The following is a 16,552-nucleotide window of genomic DNA, read 5'->3' on the forward strand; positions in this document are numbered from 1 at the left end:
GTCAAGCAGCTTCATGGTCAGTGGCTCGCCGCCGTGGCGCCCATTTCGTTGAGCAGTCGGAACTTCTCGAAGCGCTCCAGCGCAAACGGCTTCAGCAGGTCGGGAACCCGGCCCCTGGCGATGGTTTCCGCCATGCGCTTGCCGGCGACCGCAGTCGCCTTGAAGCCCCAGGTGCCCCAGCCGCAATCGAGCCACAGATTCGCGAGAGGGCTGGCGCCCATGATCGGGCTGTAGTCCGGCGTCATGTCGGTGATGCCGGCCCATTGCCGCAGCACCCGCACACCTTGCAGGAAGGGAAAGAGATGCACGGCGCCTTCCGCCAGATGCTCCTTCATGTCCAGCGTCGAGCGGGTCGAATAGAGCTGGTACGGATCCGAGCCGCCACCGATGACGATCTCGCCGCGCGAGGATTGCACCAGATAGGTGTGCAGCGATACGGACGAGACCAGCGTGTGCAGCCAGGGCTTCAGCGGCTGCGTCACCATTGCCTGCAAGGGGTAGCAGCGGATCGGCAGTTCCACGCCGGCCATCATCGCAACATCGTAGTTCATGCCGCCGGCGGCGATGAGCACGGAGCCGCAGGCGACCCGTCCGCGGTTCGTCACCACAGCGCGCACCTGGCCGTTCTCGACCTCAAAACCTTGAACTTCGGTGCGCTGGTGGATTTCGGCGCCGCGGCGCGAGGCCTGCGCCGCGAAGCCCCAGGCAACCGCATCGTGGCGGGCCGTGCCGGCATCGGCATGCCAGAGGCCGCCGAGGATCTCGAGCGCACCGTCGCGATCCATGTTGAGTTCGGGCACCAGCTTCTCGACCTCTTTTGCGTCGATCACCTCGGTGCGCGTGCCCATATGCTTGCCCATCTCGGCGCGCAGATGGAAGGCGCGCAGCGTCGCTTCCGTGTGTGCGAGCGTCAGCTGGCCGCGCTGCGAGAACATGACGTTGAAGTCGAGTTCCTGCGACAGCGCTTCGAAGAGCGAAACGCCTTCCTTGTAGAAGGCGACGCCTTCCTGGGTGATGTAATTGGAGCGGATCGTCGTGGTGTTGCGTGCGGTATTGCCGCCGGCCAGATAGCCTTTTTCGAGCACCGCGATGCTGGCGATACCATGGTATTTCGACAGATAATGCGCGCAGGCCAAGCCATGCCCGCCGCCACCGACGATGACCACGTCATAGGACGGCTTCAGCTCAGGCGTCGCAGGAATGTCGCCCGTCACCGGATAGTCGCGGCTAAGCCCGTATTTGAGAAGCCTAAGCGGCATGGCTGCCCTGGCCGCCAGGAGGATCGTAGACCAGAGCGGTCACCTCGGAAAACCGGTGGTCGGCGTCGGTCAGGCCGAGAATACCGTCCCGGATCGCGGCGGCCCTGGTCGAGCCGAGAACGGGCGACGCAAACTCCATGTACTTGGCGACGATATCGTCTTCGCTGAACGGGGCTTCGGGGCCGCCGCGTGCGTGGACATCTCCGGACTCCAGCTGCCGGCCGTCAACCGTCTCGATCTGCACGTCGGCCCAGCGCCCGGCGGGGAAACGGTCGCTGTGCTTCGCCGCCTCGTTCACCTCGACGCGCTTCAGCAAATCCGCGACGGCGGCATCGCGCAGACCCGAGCCCGAAATGTGCTCCACGCCGATTCGACCATAGTGGATCATCGTGGCCACGGCGAAGGGCAGGCTGTACTGCGCCTTTGATGTCGTGTCCGGCATGCCGGCAAACAGCGTCGCCGCATAGTGGAAGCTGTTGACATGGACTTTGCGTATGTCTTCCGGCCGAAGCCCATGCTGCAGGCAAAGCGCGCGCGTCGCGTCGATCGCCGCGTGGGCCCAGCGGCAGACCGGATACGGTTTTATGTATTGCCGGGTCATCTGCCAGAACAGGCCGAGGTCATCCCAATGTGCCGCGACCTCCGGCGCCTCGACCGTGATCGCCGGCGCGCCGGCGAAACCGGCTTCGGCAAGCACGGCGGCCGACAGGCCGACCAGCGCCCCCATGCCTGAGCCGTCATGCAGCATGGTCGGCGTTGCGATCTCGCGCATCATCTGGCTGCGCGGTCCGTGATACTCGGCGATGCCGAAAGCATGGCGCAGTTGATCGTCGTCAAGCGAAAGCAGGCGGGCCGCGACCGCCGCCACGCCAAGAGAATTCCACGCGCCGGAGGTGTGATAATCGGAGACGGTTGCGTGCAGCGCAATGCCGGCCCGCCCCGCGATCTCATAGCCGACGACGATCGCGGCCAGCGCCTCGGGGCCGGTCAACTCAGGCTTTTCTTCTGCGAGCGCAAGCAGCGCCGGGATAACCGCCACGCCGATGTGCCCCTTGGTCGGCGGGTAACCGTCATGGCCGTCGAGATTGTCGGTCTGGGTCGCCGCCGCGAAGGCGGCGCCGGCCATGCTGGCGCGCCTGCCGTCGAAGATCATCCTCGCCGCGTGCCGGTCGGCGCCGGAACCGTAGAGCATGACCGCGGCATCGCGCGCGATTTGTCCGGCCTGCATCGGGCCGGCGGCGATGGCAATGCCCATCGTGTCGAGGAACTGGAGGGCTGCCGATTTCAGAACGTCGCGCGGGAACGCGCCGGCCGACCTGCGCAGCACGAAGTCGGCAACACGGGCAAATACGGTGGAAGCAGACTCACCTTCCGTCGTCCGCTGGTCCATGGCGCCACCTTTCGCGTCCCGATCGCTCCAAGATAACTACGAATAATTTGGTCTCATGGGCCAGGCACGTAATTAGTTTGGCGCCATCGCACAAAAAAATCGGGGTCAAGGCGATTGCGGAGGCCAACGAAGCCGGTCTAGTTTTCGCTTCGCCAAGGAGCGATCGCATGAAGCCGCCACCCCCACTGAACTATATCCGCTCGTTCGAGTGTTCGGCGCGGCATCTCAGCTTCACCCTCGCTGCCAGCGAGCTCGGCTACACCCAGGCGGCGGTCAGCAATCATGTGCGGGGGCTGGAACACTATCTTGGCCGGCAGCTCTTCGTGCGCTATCCGCGCAGCCTGAAGCTGACCGAAATGGGCGAGGCCTTCCTGCCTACGCTGCGGCAGGCGCTCGACCAGATCGATCACGCCACGGAGGCGATCGTCGCCTCCTCGCGCAACAGGACGGTCGTCATCTCCTGCCCAATGAGCCTGGCCGAAAACTGGCTGGCCGGCTGCATGGCGGCGTTCCGGCAAATCCATCCGGAGATCGAGGTCGTTCTGCACGGCACGATCTGGGAAGACCTCAGCGAGCAGATCGCCGACATCACCATCTCGACCCGCCGCTTCGACGACCGCCCGCCGAGTGGCGTTCCGCTGTGGAACGACCAGCTCGCCATCCTCTGCGCACCCGGCCTGCTGTCCGGCCCGAAAGGGCTGCGCTCGCCGCGCGATATCCTCAATGTCGACTGGATCTTCGTCCATGGCCGCCAAGAATATTGGCAATGCATGGGCGACGCGCTGCAGATCGACATTTCGGATTATGAGAAAGGCATTACCACGAACGCCTCGAACATTGCGCTGGAACTGGCGGCAATGGGCGCGGGCTGCGTCGCCACGCAATATTCGCTGGCGAGAACCTATATCAGCCGCGGGCTTCTGGTGGAGCCTTTCCCCGTGCGGGCCGCCAGTCCATGGACCTATTATCTTTCGGAGAGCCAGCTTTCGAAAGGCAGCGTGGTGAGGACCGTCAGAGGGTGGATCATGGAACGAGCCAACGCCCATGTAGAAACCGTTTAGGCTGACGGCTCGGCAGCCATCCGTCCGGGGGAAGGAAGCAATCCGAAGACAACTATCCGAGGGTCTGACTTGCTAAGGCATAGGTCTTCGGCCTAGCCGAGCCGCCGTCGGAGAAATCGCCAAGGCATTTGCCCTTCGACATGGTCAGCACCGTATCGAAGACCGGCATTCCGCTATGCGACAGGAAGGCGGCGAACTGGCCATTGTCCATGTGCGTGTCGATCCTGAGGAAATATCCCGAATGGTAGGCCACGTGCGGCCGGACGACCGCAAGGGCGTCGGGGTCGCTTCCCGCCACGACCGGCCCTATGACATGGCCCCGCCCGAACGGTCGGCAGAGGGCAAAAGCGGTCAGCTTGTTCCCGTCGAAAAGGCCATAGCCGGCCGAATGCTCGAAGAGCTTTTCAATGAGCGCTGTCCGCCTCACGCCAAATCCCGCCGCGTCCAGGGCGATCGCCGCCGCAATATCACCCGCGTCCAAGGTCCGGACGTTGCCGCGCCCTTCCGTCGGCCGGCCCGCTGTCGGCACGCGCGCGATGCCCTGGCATTGATAGACGGTCTTCTCCGGCTGGAAGTCGAGAGAGAGATAAAGCCGCCGCGCAGCACGGGTTGCGTTGAGGCGCAGATCGCGCCCGGGAATCCTTTCGAAGATCCGCTTCATTAGCCATTGCGCCGCCCCCTGCGTCTGAAGCCGCGGCGAGGTGATGACCATCCCCACGGTGGCGAAATTGGCGCCATGCGGGAACCACATGGCCGAACCGAGAGCCCGGCCGATCTCATCGAGCGCCACGAAGCCTTGGCCCGATTCACGCAGGAATTGCCAGTCCTCGGCGCGATGCGGCCATCCCACCGACAGCGAGAGCGCGTGCAACCTCTCCAGGTCGACATCTTGGACGTCGCCGATACGCATCGAGAAGGCATCGATTTTCAAGCTTTCGGACGGCTTAACTTCCATGGCCCTGAAAGAACCCTCAAAAATCAACGGGCGAGCAGACCGCTGACCCGTGCCCGCCAACGCTAGACAAGCAAACCCCACAGGATTTGCTCGAAAGCCGTGCACCAACGCAAGATTCAACTGAAACACTTCCGCTTTCGGCATGCAATCGCGTGGCAACGCACCCATCCTCTGCGGAAATTCGCCAGCATGCGGCATCGATGCCGGCGAACCCTAAATGCCTTGAGGGCTGCAATGGACGTCTTCGACATCCTCGACCGTCTCGTCGCCTTTCCGTCGGTCGCCGGCAAGCCCAACGGCGACATTGCCGGCTGGATCGAGGCTCATCTCGCCGAACAAGGCGCGAAGGTCACCCTGCTCCCAGGGCCAGAGGGCGACCGTTTCAATCTTTTCGCCACCATCGGCCCGGCCGAGGTTCCGGGCTACATCCTATCCGGCCATATGGACGTCGTCCCCGCCGGCGAGCCGCAATGGAGTTCGGCCCCTTTTTCGCTGCGCCGGGAGAGCGAACGGCTCTACGGACGCGGCACCACCGACATGAAGGGGTTTCTCGCCGCCGCGCTCGCCGCCGTGCCTGCGCTTGTGCGGCTGCGCCTCGCCAGACCGATCCACCTCGCCTTCTCCTATGACGAGGAGATCGGGTGCCGGGGCGTGCCGCATTTGATCGCCGGGCTGCCCGAGCTTTGCGCCAAGCCGCTCGGCGTCATCGTCGGCGAGCCGAGCGGCATGCGCGCCGTGCGCGGCCACAAGGGCAAGGCGGCCGCCCGCGTAATCATCAGCGGCCGCTCCGGCCACTCCTCGCGACCGGATCTTGGGCTTAACGCCATCCATGCGATGTCCGATGTGCTGAGCGCCGCCGTGAGTGGAGCGGAGCGGCTGATGCATGGCGCGTCCGACCCAACCTTTGAGCCGGCCTATTCCTCGCTGCAGGCCGGTGTGATCGCAGGCGGCCAGTCGGTCAACATCATCCCCGACAGCTGCACGCTCGACCTGGAGGCGCGCGCAATACCGGGCATCGAACCGGCTGGCTTGCTCACCCCGGTCAAGGCGCGGGCTGAAGCTCTTGCCGCTCAAGGCTATGTTGTTGAATGGAAGCCGATTAGCGCCTATCCGGCGCTGTCGCTGCCGCAAGACTCGGCTCTGGCGGGACTGCTGCGCGAATTGACCGGCGAAGCGCCTTTAGCCGCCGTCAGCTACGGGACGGAGGCCGGACTTTACCAAGGCTCCGGGCTCGATGCGATCATCTGCGGCCCCGGCGATATCGGGCGCGCCCACAAGCCGGACGAATATATTCTCGCCAGCGAGCTCGCCGCCTGCCAGCAGATGATCGAGGCGCTGGGCGCGCGATGCGCGGCCTGAAGGAGCAGCCGGAATGACATTCCTCTTCAATTCCGACGCGCGGCGTGGCGCGATCTTCGCCGAGGCCTTCGCTAAGGAGTTGCCGGACCTCCCCTTCACGATCGATGCCGCTACGGTCGATCCCGACGCAGTGCGCTACCTGATCACCTGGACGGTGCCGGAGAACCTCGACCGCTACACCAACCTCGAAATCCTGTTCTCCATCGGCGCCGGCGTCGATCAGTTCCGCTTCGACGCGGTGCCCGCGCCGGTGAAGATCGTGCGCATGGTCGAGGAGGGCATCGTGCGCATGATGCAGGAGTATGTGACGCTCGCCGTGCTTGCGCTCCACCGCAACTTGCCGGCCTATCTGGCGCAGCAGCGCGCCGGAGAATGGCGCGACATCCCTCAGCCTCAAGCCGCGTCGCGCCGGATCGGCGTGCTCGGCCTCGGACAGCTTGGCCAAGCCGTCCTCGACCGGCTGAAACCTTTCGGCTTCCAGCTCTCCGGATGGAGCCGCTCCCCGCGGCGGCTCGAAGGGGTGACCTGTTATCATGGCGAGCTTGGGCTGGAGCAGATGCTGGCGGCCAGTGACATACTGATCTGCCTGCTGCCACTGACCGAGGAGACGCGCGGATTTCTGAACGCCGGCCTGTTCGCGAAACTGCCTGACGGGGCGGCTCTCGTTCATACGGGTCGAGGCCCGCAGCTCGATCACGAAGCGCTTGTCGCCGCGCTCGATAGCGGCCATTTGTCGTCGGCGATGATCGACGTGACCGATCCCGAACCGCTGCCCGCGGGACATCCGTTCTGGTCGCATCCGAAGATCATCCTCACTCCGCACATAGCCAGCGTGACCCAACCCGTGACCGCCGCCCAGGCCGTCATCGACAACATCAAGCGCCACCGCGCCGGGCTCGATCCCATCGGGCTCGTCGACCGGTCGCGCGGTTATTGAAACTCAACTGGAAAGGCCATCCTTTGTCCTTGCTCAAGTCCATCGATATCAACCCGAGCTTTTCGCCCCGCGAATCGACCGCGCTGCCGGAGCGGCTCATTGCCGGCAATCCCGCCTTCAAAACCTGGGCGCAGGACGTGGCCAAGGACGACCTTGTCCATACCGGCGTCTGGGAGGCCACGCCCGGCGAAACGCGCTCGATCAAGGGGGAAACCTTCGAGTTCTGCCATATCCTCGCCGGCGTGGTCGAAATCACGCCCGACGCCGGCGAAACGGTGACCTACCGGGCCGGCGACAGCTTCGTCATGAAGCCGGGCTTCACGGGTGTTTGGAAGACCATCGAGACCGTGCGCAAGATCTACGTCACAGTGGGCTAGCGAGCGCCCGCGCAGGCCCTGACCGAGCGGAAGATTTTGCCGTCTCTTGTCCCCAGCACGCAACATTCGTCGGCGGCGGATCGCCGAACAGCGCATGCTGCGTGTCGGCACGGGCTAGGCTGAGGCCGATGCTACCGAGTGGTTGCCCATGAGCCTGAGCTTCGATCCCGATACAATCTCGCTTCCCGTCGGCCACTTCATCGATGGAGAGCTGATTTCGGCCGAGGGTGCGATCGAGATGCGCCGTCCGTCCGACGGCAAGTCCTATGCCGCCTGCCCCGTGGCCGGTGCGGACTTGGTGAACCGGGCGGTGGAAAGTGCCAAAGCGGCGCTGAAAGCCAGCAACTGGGGCGGCGTCCGGCCGCGCGAGCGCACCAGGGCGCTCCACGCCTGGGCCGATTTGATGGAAGCGGAAGCCGAAACGCTCGCCAGGATCGAGGCGCTGTCCTCGACCCGGCCCGTGGGCCAGCTCGCCGCCGGCGACATCGCCGTGACCGCCGAGCAGATCCGCTTCTTTGCCGAGTTCGCCGATAAGGAAGGCAGCGAACTCGCGCCGACCGACGACGCCAGTTTCGGCATGATCATGAGCGAACCCTATGGCGTCGTGGCCGCGATCACGCCCTGGAATTTTCCGATCTCGATGGCCGGCTGGAAACTCGGCCCGGCGCTGGCTGCGGGCAATGCAGTCGTGCTGAAGCCTTCGGAAATGACGCCGTTCTCGACCGTCTATTTGGCGCAGCTCGCCGTCAGAGCCGGCCTGCCGGCAGGACTTGTCAACGTGGTGCTCGGCGACGGTCCCACGACCGGCACGGCGTTGACCGGCCATCCCGAGATCGCCAAGGTCAGCTTCACCGGTTCGACCCGCGCCGGCTCGGCGATCATGGAGAACGTCGCCCGCACCGGCGTCAAGCCTATGACGCTGGAGCTCGGCGGCAAGAGCCCGCAGCTCGTCTTTGCCGATGCCGATCTCGACAAGGCGGCGGCCGCAATCGCCGGCAGCGTCACCTTCAATGCCGGCCAGGCCTGCGTGGCCGGCACGCGCCTGATCGTCGAGAAGAGTGTGGCCGGCAAGCTGACGGCCTCGATTCTGGAAAAGATGAAGGCGGTGAAGCCCGGCCCGACCTGGGACGAGACGACGCAGTATTCGCCGATCATATCGGAACGGCAGCGGGGACGTGTCGACGCCATCGTGCGGGCCGCGGTCGAGGGCGGCGGCGAATGCCTGACCGGCGGCACCTTTATGGACAGCCCCGGCTATTTCTACGAACCGACGCTGATCGCCAATGTCGACCAGGTCAATCCGGCGATCGTCGAGGAAATCTTCGGCCCGGTCCTGACGGTCCAGACCTTCGAGGCCGAAGACGAGGCGCTGGCGCTGTCCAGCCATCCGACCTACGGACTGGCTTCCGGCCTGTTCACCGCCGATCTGTCTCGCACAATCCGTCTCGCGCGCAAGCTGGAAGCGGGCACCGTGTGGGTCAACCGCTACAGCCGCTCGCGCGACCACATCCTGCCGACCGGTGGCTACAAGCGCTCCGGCATCGGCAAGGACCTTGGCCGCGAGGCCTATCTCGCCAACCGCAGGACCAAGAGCGTCCTGATCAGCCTGTGAAGAGATGCCGATGAAGACCTACTCGATCGCCCTGATCCCCGGTGATGGCATCGGTCGCGATGTGACCGCCGCCGCCTGGACGGTGCTGGAAACCGTGGCCAAGCACTCCGGCTTTGCCCTGACTGGGACCGAGTTTCCATGGTCCTGTCGTTTCTTCAAGGAAACCGGCCGCATGATGCCCGAGGACGGCATCGAGACATTGCGCCGCTTCGACGCCATCCTGCTCGGGGCCGTCGGCTGGCCGACGCAGGTGCCTGATTCCGTTTCTCTCCACGGGCTGCTGCTGCCGATCCGCAAGGCATTCGTGCAATACGCCAATATCCGGCCGCACCGGCTGCTGCCTGGTGTGAGGGGGCCGCTGCGGGCCGAGAGCTTCGATATTCTGTGCATCCGCGAAAACACCGAAGGCGAATATTCCGGCGCCGGCGGGCGTGTGCATCAAGGCACGCTGGACGAGGTCGCGGTGGAAACCTCGATCTTCACCCGGGCCGGTGTCGAGCGCATCCTGCGCTTCGGCTTCGAGCAGGCACGGGCGCGGCGTGGCAGGCTGGCTTCCGTCACCAAGTCCAACGCGCAGAAATATTCAATGGTGTTCTGGGACGAGATCACGCGCAAGCTGGCCGCCGACTATCCGGACGTCGACGTGACCAGCTATCACGTCGACGCGCTCGCTGCGCGCATGATCATGGATCCGCAGAGCCTCGACGTGGTCGTCGCTTCCAATCTCTTCGGCGACATACTGACGGATATCGGCGCGGCGATCCAGGGCGGGCTCGGCTACGCGGCTTCCGCCAACATCAACCCCGACCGCTCGGCGCCGTCCATGTTCGAGCCCGTGCACGGCTCCGCGCCCGACATCGCCCACCTCGGCATCGCCAACCCGATCGCCGCCATATGGTCGGGCGCAATGATGCTCGACCATCTGGGCGAAAAGGACGCAGCCGGCGGCGTCATGAACGCGATCGAAGCGACAACGGCGGGAGGGGTGGGAACCACGGCCGGCAAAGATCGTACGGACGCCATCACATCCGCCGTTGTCGCGGCGCTCACCTGATTTGCGAGGTCGTTCTCCATGAAAAGCCTGAAAGACAAAAGCCTCTTCCGCGAGGCCGGCCTGATCGGCGGCAGATGGGTCGCGGCAGGTTCCGGCAGAACGGTCGATGTGATCGATCCGGCAACACAGATATCAATCGGCACAGTGCCCGACATGGCCGGCCCGGAGGCCCGCGCGGCCATAGAGGCCGCGGCTTCCGCCTATCGGGATTGGAAAAAGAAGACCCACGCCGAACGCGCCGCCCTGCTGGAGGCCTGGCATGGTCTGATGCTTAAGCATCTGGACGATCTCGCGCTGATCCTGACCACGGAACAGGGCAAGCCGCTGGACGAAGCCAAAGGCGAGATCCGCTACGGAGCGTCCTTCGTCAAATGGTTCGCCGAGGAGGCGCGCCGGATCAATGGCCACACCATCCCCTCGCCTACATCAGACCGCCGCATCATCGTCCTGAAGGAACCCGTCGGCGTGTGCGGCATCATCACGCCTTGGAACTTTCCCAATGCGATGATCACCCGCAAGGTTGCGCCGGCGCTGGCCGCCGGCTGCACGGTGGTGATCAAGCCCTCCGAGTTCACGCCCTATTCGGCGTTGGCGCTCGGCGTGCTCGCCGAACGCGCGGGTATTCCCGCCGGCGTCATCAACATCGTCACCGGCATGCCGGCCGAGATCGGCAACGAGATCATGGCGAATGAGACCGTGCGCAAGATCTCCTTCACCGGTTCGACCAGGGTCGGCTCGCTGCTGATGCGCGGAGCGGCCGACAGCGTGAAAAGGCTCAGCCTCGAGCTCGGCGGCAACGCGCCCTTCATCGTCTTCGACGACGCCGACCTCGACCTCGCCGTCGAGGGGGCGCTGGCGTCGAAGTTCCGCAATGGCGGCCAGACCTGCGTGTGCGCCAACCGCATTCTCGTCCAGGCCGGAGTCTATGACGCCTTCTCCGCCAAGCTCAGCGCCCGCGTCAATGCGTTGACGGTGGGACCGGGCACGCAGCCCGGTGTCGCCATCGGCCCAATGATCAACATGGCGGCGGTCGAGAAAATCAATCGGCACGTCGAGGACGCGCTTGCCAAAGGCGCGACGATCGTCACCGAGAAGCCGGTGCTGCCGGAGGGTCCTCAATATGTCGCCCCGCTGGTGCTGGCCGGTGCGACAAACGAAATGGAACTCGCCAGCGAGGAGACTTTCGGTCCGGTCGCACCGCTTTTCCGTTTCGAGACGGAAGAGGAAGCGGTCGCGCTTGCCAACGGCACACCTTACGGGCTTGCCTCCTACTTTTACACCGAGAACCTGAAGCGCGCCTGGCGCGTCGGCGAGGCGCTGGAGTTCGGCATGGTGGGTCTGAACACCGGCTCGGTTTCGATGGAGATAGCCCCCTTCGGCGGCGTCAAGCAGTCCGGCCTCGGGCGCGAGGGCGCGCAGGCCGGCATCGAGGAATATCTGGAACTGAAGAGCTTCCACATGGGCGGGCTGGGTTAAACCCCAGCCCCGATCACTGGATCCGGTCGAGCGCCTTGTAGTAGAGACCGACCATCGGCAGGAACCAGGGCTTGCCGGAATAGCCGGGAATGGCGGGCCACTCGAGCCCCTTCATCGGATTGCGGTCCGCGCGACCAAGCATGGCATCGGCCATGATCATCCCCAGATGGGTGGAAAGCTGCGCGCCGTGGCCGGAATAGCCCATCGCGTACCAGACCCCGTCATGATAGCCGGCCCGCGGGAAGCGGTCCTTGGTCATGTCGACCAGCCCGCCCCAGCAATAATCGATCTCGACCCTGGCGAGCTGCGGGAAGATCGCCGCGAGGCTTGCCCGCAATATCTGTCCGCTCTTGGCATCGGAGCGCTGGTCCGATGTCGCCGAGAAGCGTGCGCGGCCACCAAAGATCAGGCGCTTGTCCGGCGCAAGCCGGAAGTAGTTGCCGATGTTCATCGAGGTCACGCATGTCCGGTTGCCGGGCATGGTCGCGGCGATCTCGGCGTCGCTCAGCGGTCGCGTGGCGATGATGAAGCTGCCGACGGAAATGATCCTGCGGCGAAAATAGCCGAAATTCGGCGTGGTGTAGGCGCCGGTCGCCACCAGCACATTGTCGGCGCTGATGCGGCCGCGGGAGGTGGTCAGCTGATGCCGCGTGCCCGACTGCCTATGATCCGTCACCGCCGCATTCTCGTGGATGACGGCGCCATGGCGAACCGCGGCCGTCGCCAGCCCGGCCACGTAGCGGCCCATATGCATCATGGCGCTCTTCTTCGACAGCATCGCGCCATGGAAGGGCGAGCCGATCTCGGATTTGAGATCGTTCGGCGACAGCAGCGCCGTATCCGGATCCACCTCGGCATGGACGGCCTCGAAGTTACGGGCGATCGCTTCGAAATGCTGCGGCTTGGAGGCGAGCTTCAGCTTGCCGGAGCGGCGGAAGTTGCAGTCGATACCCTCCTCGGCGACCAGCGCCTCGATCGTGTCGACGGAATCGTCCAGCGCCCGGTAGAGCGCGATCGCGCGCTCCTTGCCGAGTTCCGCCTTGGCCGAAAGATAGCTGTGGGCGAGGCCGTTGTTCAGGTGCCCGCCATTGCGTCCCGACGCACCCCAGCCGACCCGCTCTGCTTCCAGCACCGCCACCTTGGCGCCGGCCTTCGCCAGTTGGCGGGCGGCGGCGAGGCCGGTGAAGCCGCCGCCGATGATGGCGGCGTCGTAGTGTCCCTCGACCGGGCCTTGCGCCCCGCCGGAAAAAACTGGAGCGGTGTCGTGCCAGTAGGAGACCAGCTTCATTTGCAATCCGTCAGTTTCAAAGCCCGACCACGCCCGGAAGACCGGAAATGTCGGCGATCTCGACATAGCCGTAATAGGGGTTGGCCGGCTCGTGGCCGCGATTGACCCAGACCTTGTTCTTGATCCCGAGATCATGCGCCGACATCAGGTCGTAGCGGAAGGAGGACGAGCAGTGAAGAACATCCTCCGGACCACAGCCCAGCCTATCGAACATGTATTCGAAAGCCTTGAAGCGTGGCTTGTAGGCCTGCGCCTGTTCGGCCGTGTAGACGGCATGGAATGGCGCGCCGAGCTTCTCGACATTGGACATGATCTGCGCGTTCATGGCGTTGGAGAGGATGACCAGCGGAATCTCCTTGGCAACCTTCGCCAGGCCGGCTGGAACGTCCGCGTGGGGCCCCCAGGTCGGGACACGCTCATAGACCATCGTGGCGTCGTCCGGGCTGAAGGAGACGCCGTTGCGCTTGCAGGCGCGCTCGAGCGCGTTGTGGACGACGTCGGCATAGGGCTTCCAGTCGCCCAGGATCTCGTCGAGCCGGTAAGCCGCGAAGTTCTTAATGAACGCCTGCATGCGCGGCTCGTCGAGCTGGCTGCCATAGAGGTCACGCGCCGCCTCGGCCATCTGGAAATTGGTCAACGTGCCGTAGCAGTCGAAGGTGATGTATTTGGGCCTAAAAGAAGCCATATCCGTCGATCTCCGTGGAAGCACATCCGTGTTGGGACATCTTTCATCATAGGCCGGCAGGAAGCGACCCACTTGACCGAAAAGCGGCTGCCGAAAGCAGAAAGTTCCGTATCCGCGGTTCCGTTTGGCACGCTGTAGCATCTTGAGCGTCGAAGGATGCCGCCGGTCGAGGCGCTAAACGCATCCAGTTCCATAGGGGCCAGCACAAGATGCGGCGCACCCCCTCAGCAACGGCGAATGATACCGCCGTAGTCGAGACCTTCAGACGATCTGGGGCGCACTGATGATCGAGACTTGGGGTCAGACTGAAAGGTGCATCATGCAGCAAGGCGAGATCGAACTCCAGGACTTCGGGCCGGATCATATCGAGGGTGCAGTCGGGCTATCTCGGCAGGAGAATTGGCCGCATCGCCCGCAGGATTGGCAGATGGCGCTGCAGCTTTCGAGCGGCGCGGTTGCGCTCGACGACCAGGGCCGGGTCGCAGGGACAATCCTGGTAACGGCTTACGGTGCCGATTGCGCCATGATCAACATGGTGATCGTCGACAGGAACGCGCGAGGCAAAGGGCTCGGGCGCCGGCTCATGGAACGGGCCATCGCCCTTGCCGGCGACCGTCCGCTGCGGCTCGTCGCCACGACCGACGGCATGCCCCTTTATGAGAAGCTTGGCTTCGTGCCCTCGGGCACGATTCTTCAGCATCAGGGCCAGGTGGCAGCGCTTGAGGCTCCCGGCGGTGTGGAAGCCGCGGGCACCCACGACCTGCGGAAAATCAAGGCCCTGGACCGTGACGCCTACGGCGCCGACCGAGAAGCTTTGATCGATGCGCTGGCCGAGCGGGGTGAATTCGCAGTCATCCGCCGCAGTGGCGTCATCGCGGCCTATGCCGCAATCCGCCCGTTCGGACGCGGCGAGGTGATCGGCCCCGTCATCGCGGGAAATGCAGACGACGCCAAGGCCCTGATCAGCTTTTTCGCCGCGTCTCGCCCTGGCGCTTTCCTGCGCGTGGATACCGAAAGCAGGACCCGCATCGCCGGCTGGCTCGGAGAAATCGGCCTTGCTCATGTCGGGGGCGGCGTCGCTATGGACCGTCCGGCCAAGAATGGGGCCGAACAGGCCAGGCCAAAAGTTTACGCCCTCGCCAACCAGGCGCTCGGATAGTCCGGAGGACAACAATGCTCGCCAATTCCCTGATCGAACTCGACCGCGCCCATCTCATCCATCCGGTCGCCTCATATCGCGGCCATGAGGCGCTCGGCGTGCGGGTGCTGAAATCGGCGAAGGGTGCTACCGTGACCGATGCGTCCGGCCGGCAACTTCTCGACGGCTTCGCCGGACTGTGGTGCGTCAATGCCGGCTATGGTCACGACAGCATCGTCGAGGCGGCGGCCCGGCAGATGCGCGAGTTGCCCTACGCCACCGCCTATTTCGATCTCGGCTCGGAGCCCGCCATCCGGCTCGCCTCGGAGCTGGCCGACCGGGCGCCCGGGGATCTCAATCACGTCTATTTCACTCTCGGGGGATCGGACGCGGTCGACAGCACGATCCGGTTCGTCCGCTACTACTGGAATGCCAGAGGCGAGCCTGAACGCGACCAGTTTATTTCCATTGAGCAGGGTTATCACGGATCGTCGGTGGTCGGCGCGGGCCTGACCGCCCTGCCCGCCTTTCATGCCGGTTTCGGCATTCCGTTCGAATGGCAGCACAAGATCCCCTCGCCCTATCCCTATCGCAATCCGGTTGGCGATGACCCGAACGCGATCATCGCCGCATCGCTCGCCGCGCTGAAGGCGAAGATCGAGGAGGTCGGGCCGGAGCGGGTCGCCGCCTTCTACGCCGAGCCGATCCAGGGCTCGGGTGGCGTTATCGTCCCGCCGAAAGGCTGGATCAAGGCGATGCGCGAGCTCTGCCGTGAATACGGCATCCTCTTCATCGCCGACGAGGTGATCACCGGTTTCGGCCGCACCGGCCCCCTGTTTGCCTGCACGGAGGAGGATATCGTTCCCGACTTCATGACCACCGCGAAGGGCCTGACCTCAGGCTATGTCCCTATGGGCGCTGTCTTGATGGCCGATCATGTCTATAACGTCATCGCCGATGGCGCAGGCGCCTCGGCCGTCGGCCACGGCTACACCTATTCCGCCCATCCGGTCAGCGCCGCCGTCGCGCTCGAGGTGCTGAAGCTCTATGAGGAAGGCCTTCTGGAGAACGGCGCCAGGGCGGGCGCGCGCTTGATAGCGGGCCTGTCTGCCTTAAGCGACCATCCATTGGTCGGCGATGTGCGGGGTCGCGGCATGCTCGCCGCGATCGAACTGGTGGTCGACAAAAAGAAGAAAACGCCGCTTCCAGCCTCGGCCATGCCGGCGCGGCGCGTCTTCGACAGGGCCTGGGACAACGGCCTGATCATCCGCGCCTTCGCGCATGGGGTTCTCGGCTACGCCCCGCCGCTCTGCTGCACCGACGGCGACATCGATGCGATCATCGAGCGCACGCGCCGCACGCTGGACCAGACGCTGGACGACGCCGATGTCCGCCGGGCGCTTGCATGAAGGGCGACGCATTTTTGGCATCTCGAAATATCGCCGCGGCAGACGATTTCGCAATTTTGTGCCGCTACCTCGCGCCTTTTCGGCGAATCCAGCGCGGGGGAAGTGCCAGACTGCTTTTTAAGACAAGGCCAGAAAGCCCGGATTTCCGGGCTTTTGAAAAAAGGCCGACGCCCGGGACAGCACGGAATTTTGTTCTGTTCAGCATCAGTAATTCGGCCGCGCGCAGAGGAGAGCCAGTCTTGGCCAGGGGCTTTAGCGAATTCAAATACATGACCTTCGATGTGGTCGGCACGCTGATCGACTTCGAAGGCGGCATAACGACCTGCCTGGCCGAGATCGCTGCGGAGGCCGGTGTCTCAATCGACGGCGAAGAAGCGCTGGCCCTTTACCGGCAGGCCCGCTACATGCCCGATGCCAATCTGTTCCCCGACGATCTCGTACGTGTCTACACGGTCATCGCACCGCGGCTCGGCCTGCCGGCCGAGCCGCGGTGCGATGACCGTGTAGACACGTACGAGATCGTCGGGGAACAGATTGGCATCGGGCATGTAG

14 protein-coding genes and 1 pseudogene are annotated in these 16,552 nt (G+C 64.5%); 10 read left to right on the forward strand and 5 right to left on the reverse strand.

The features are described 5' to 3' along the window. Positions 1-17: 17 nt before the first annotated feature. Both EOA75_RS14335 and EOA75_RS14340 read right to left on the reverse strand, forming a co-directional pair. Positions 18-1,259 (reverse strand): FAD-dependent oxidoreductase, encoded by a 1,242-nt coding sequence (locus EOA75_RS14335; RefSeq protein WP_127217458.1) that lies wholly within the window; start codon positions 1,257-1,259, stop codon positions 18-20. Further along, on the reverse strand, positions 1,249-2,649 hold the full coding sequence (locus EOA75_RS14340; RefSeq protein WP_127324500.1) for an MmgE/PrpD family protein: 1,401 nt from the start codon (positions 2,647-2,649) through the stop codon (positions 1,249-1,251). Before EOA75_RS14340 ends, EOA75_RS14335 begins: the two co-directional genes overlap by 11 nt. Before the next feature lie 167 nt (positions 2,650-2,816). On the opposite strand from EOA75_RS14340, the gene EOA75_RS14345 reads away from it, so the two are divergent. Beyond that, positions 2,817-3,710, forward strand: a complete 894-nt coding sequence (locus EOA75_RS14345; protein WP_066989425.1) for a LysR substrate-binding domain-containing protein — start codon at positions 2,817-2,819, stop codon at positions 3,708-3,710. 52 nt (positions 3,711-3,762) lie between these two features. Here EOA75_RS14345 and EOA75_RS14350 read toward each other — a convergent pair whose 3' ends face one another. Beyond that, a complete protein-coding gene (locus tag EOA75_RS14350) occupies positions 3,763-4,665 on the reverse strand; it encodes a GNAT family N-acetyltransferase (RefSeq protein WP_127324507.1) in 903 nt (300 codons plus the stop codon). A gap of 234 nt (positions 4,666-4,899) precedes the next feature. On the opposite strand from EOA75_RS14350, the gene argE reads away from it, so the two are divergent. From argE to EOA75_RS14380, 6 genes are all read left to right on the forward strand, one after another. Further along, positions 4,900-6,024, forward strand: a complete 1,125-nt coding sequence (argE, locus tag EOA75_RS14355) for an acetylornithine deacetylase (RefSeq protein WP_127324501.1) — start codon at positions 4,900-4,902, stop codon at positions 6,022-6,024. 13 nt (positions 6,025-6,037) lie between these two features. Then, a complete protein-coding gene (locus EOA75_RS14360) occupies positions 6,038-6,961 on the forward strand; it encodes a glyoxylate/hydroxypyruvate reductase A (RefSeq protein ID WP_127324502.1) in 924 nt (307 codons plus the stop codon). Between the two features lie 23 nt (positions 6,962-6,984). After that, on the forward strand, positions 6,985-7,338 hold the full coding sequence (locus tag EOA75_RS14365; RefSeq protein ID WP_067328000.1) for a cupin domain-containing protein: 354 nt from the start codon (positions 6,985-6,987) through the stop codon (positions 7,336-7,338). Between the two features lie 148 nt (positions 7,339-7,486). Beyond that, positions 7,487-8,950: an aldehyde dehydrogenase gene (locus tag EOA75_RS14370; protein WP_127324503.1), complete on the forward strand. Its 1,464-nt coding sequence runs from the start codon at positions 7,487-7,489 to the stop codon at positions 8,948-8,950. A 10-nt stretch (positions 8,951-8,960) separates the two neighbouring features. Then, positions 8,961-10,004 carry a tartrate dehydrogenase gene (locus EOA75_RS14375; protein WP_127324504.1) on the forward strand — a complete coding sequence of 348 codons (1,044 nt, stop codon included), beginning with the start codon at positions 8,961-8,963 and terminating at the stop codon, positions 10,002-10,004. A gap of 18 nt (positions 10,005-10,022) precedes the next feature. Beyond that, positions 10,023-11,480 (forward strand): NAD-dependent succinate-semialdehyde dehydrogenase, encoded by a 1,458-nt coding sequence (locus tag EOA75_RS14380; protein ID WP_127324505.1) that lies wholly within the window; start codon positions 10,023-10,025, stop codon positions 11,478-11,480. A 13-nt stretch (positions 11,481-11,493) separates the two neighbouring features. Here EOA75_RS14380 and EOA75_RS14385 read toward each other — a convergent pair whose 3' ends face one another. After that, on the reverse strand, positions 11,494-12,768 hold the full coding sequence (locus EOA75_RS14385) for an FAD-binding oxidoreductase (RefSeq protein WP_067327467.1): 1,275 nt from the start codon (positions 12,766-12,768) through the stop codon (positions 11,494-11,496). Positions 12,769-12,784: 16 nt separating this feature from the next. Further along, positions 12,785-13,453, reverse strand: coding sequence for a haloacid dehalogenase type II (locus EOA75_RS14390; protein ID WP_127324506.1), 669 nt, complete (start codon positions 13,451-13,453; stop codon positions 12,785-12,787). A gap of 319 nt (positions 13,454-13,772) precedes the next feature. Here EOA75_RS14390 and EOA75_RS14395 point away from each other — a divergent pair, with 319 nt between their 5' ends. The 3 genes and pseudogenes from EOA75_RS14395 to EOA75_RS35040 all read left to right on the forward strand — a co-directional run. Then, entirely contained in the window at positions 13,773-14,612 is an 840-nt protein-coding gene (locus EOA75_RS14395) for a GNAT family N-acetyltransferase (protein ID WP_127324508.1), read from the forward strand. A 14-nt stretch (positions 14,613-14,626) separates the two neighbouring features. Further along, positions 14,627-16,000: an aspartate aminotransferase family protein gene (locus EOA75_RS14400; RefSeq protein WP_095825756.1), complete on the forward strand. Its 1,374-nt coding sequence runs from the start codon at positions 14,627-14,629 to the stop codon at positions 15,998-16,000. Next, positions 15,997-16,552, forward strand: a pseudogene (locus EOA75_RS35040) (hypothetical protein); the annotation flags it as partial. The gene EOA75_RS14400 and the pseudogene EOA75_RS35040, both read left to right, overlap by 4 nt.

Origin of the sequence: Mesorhizobium sp. M1A.F.Ca.IN.022.07.1.1, assembly GCF_003997575.1 — a bacterium.
In the GTDB taxonomy this organism is placed as follows: domain Bacteria; phylum Pseudomonadota; class Alphaproteobacteria; order Rhizobiales; family Rhizobiaceae; genus Mesorhizobium.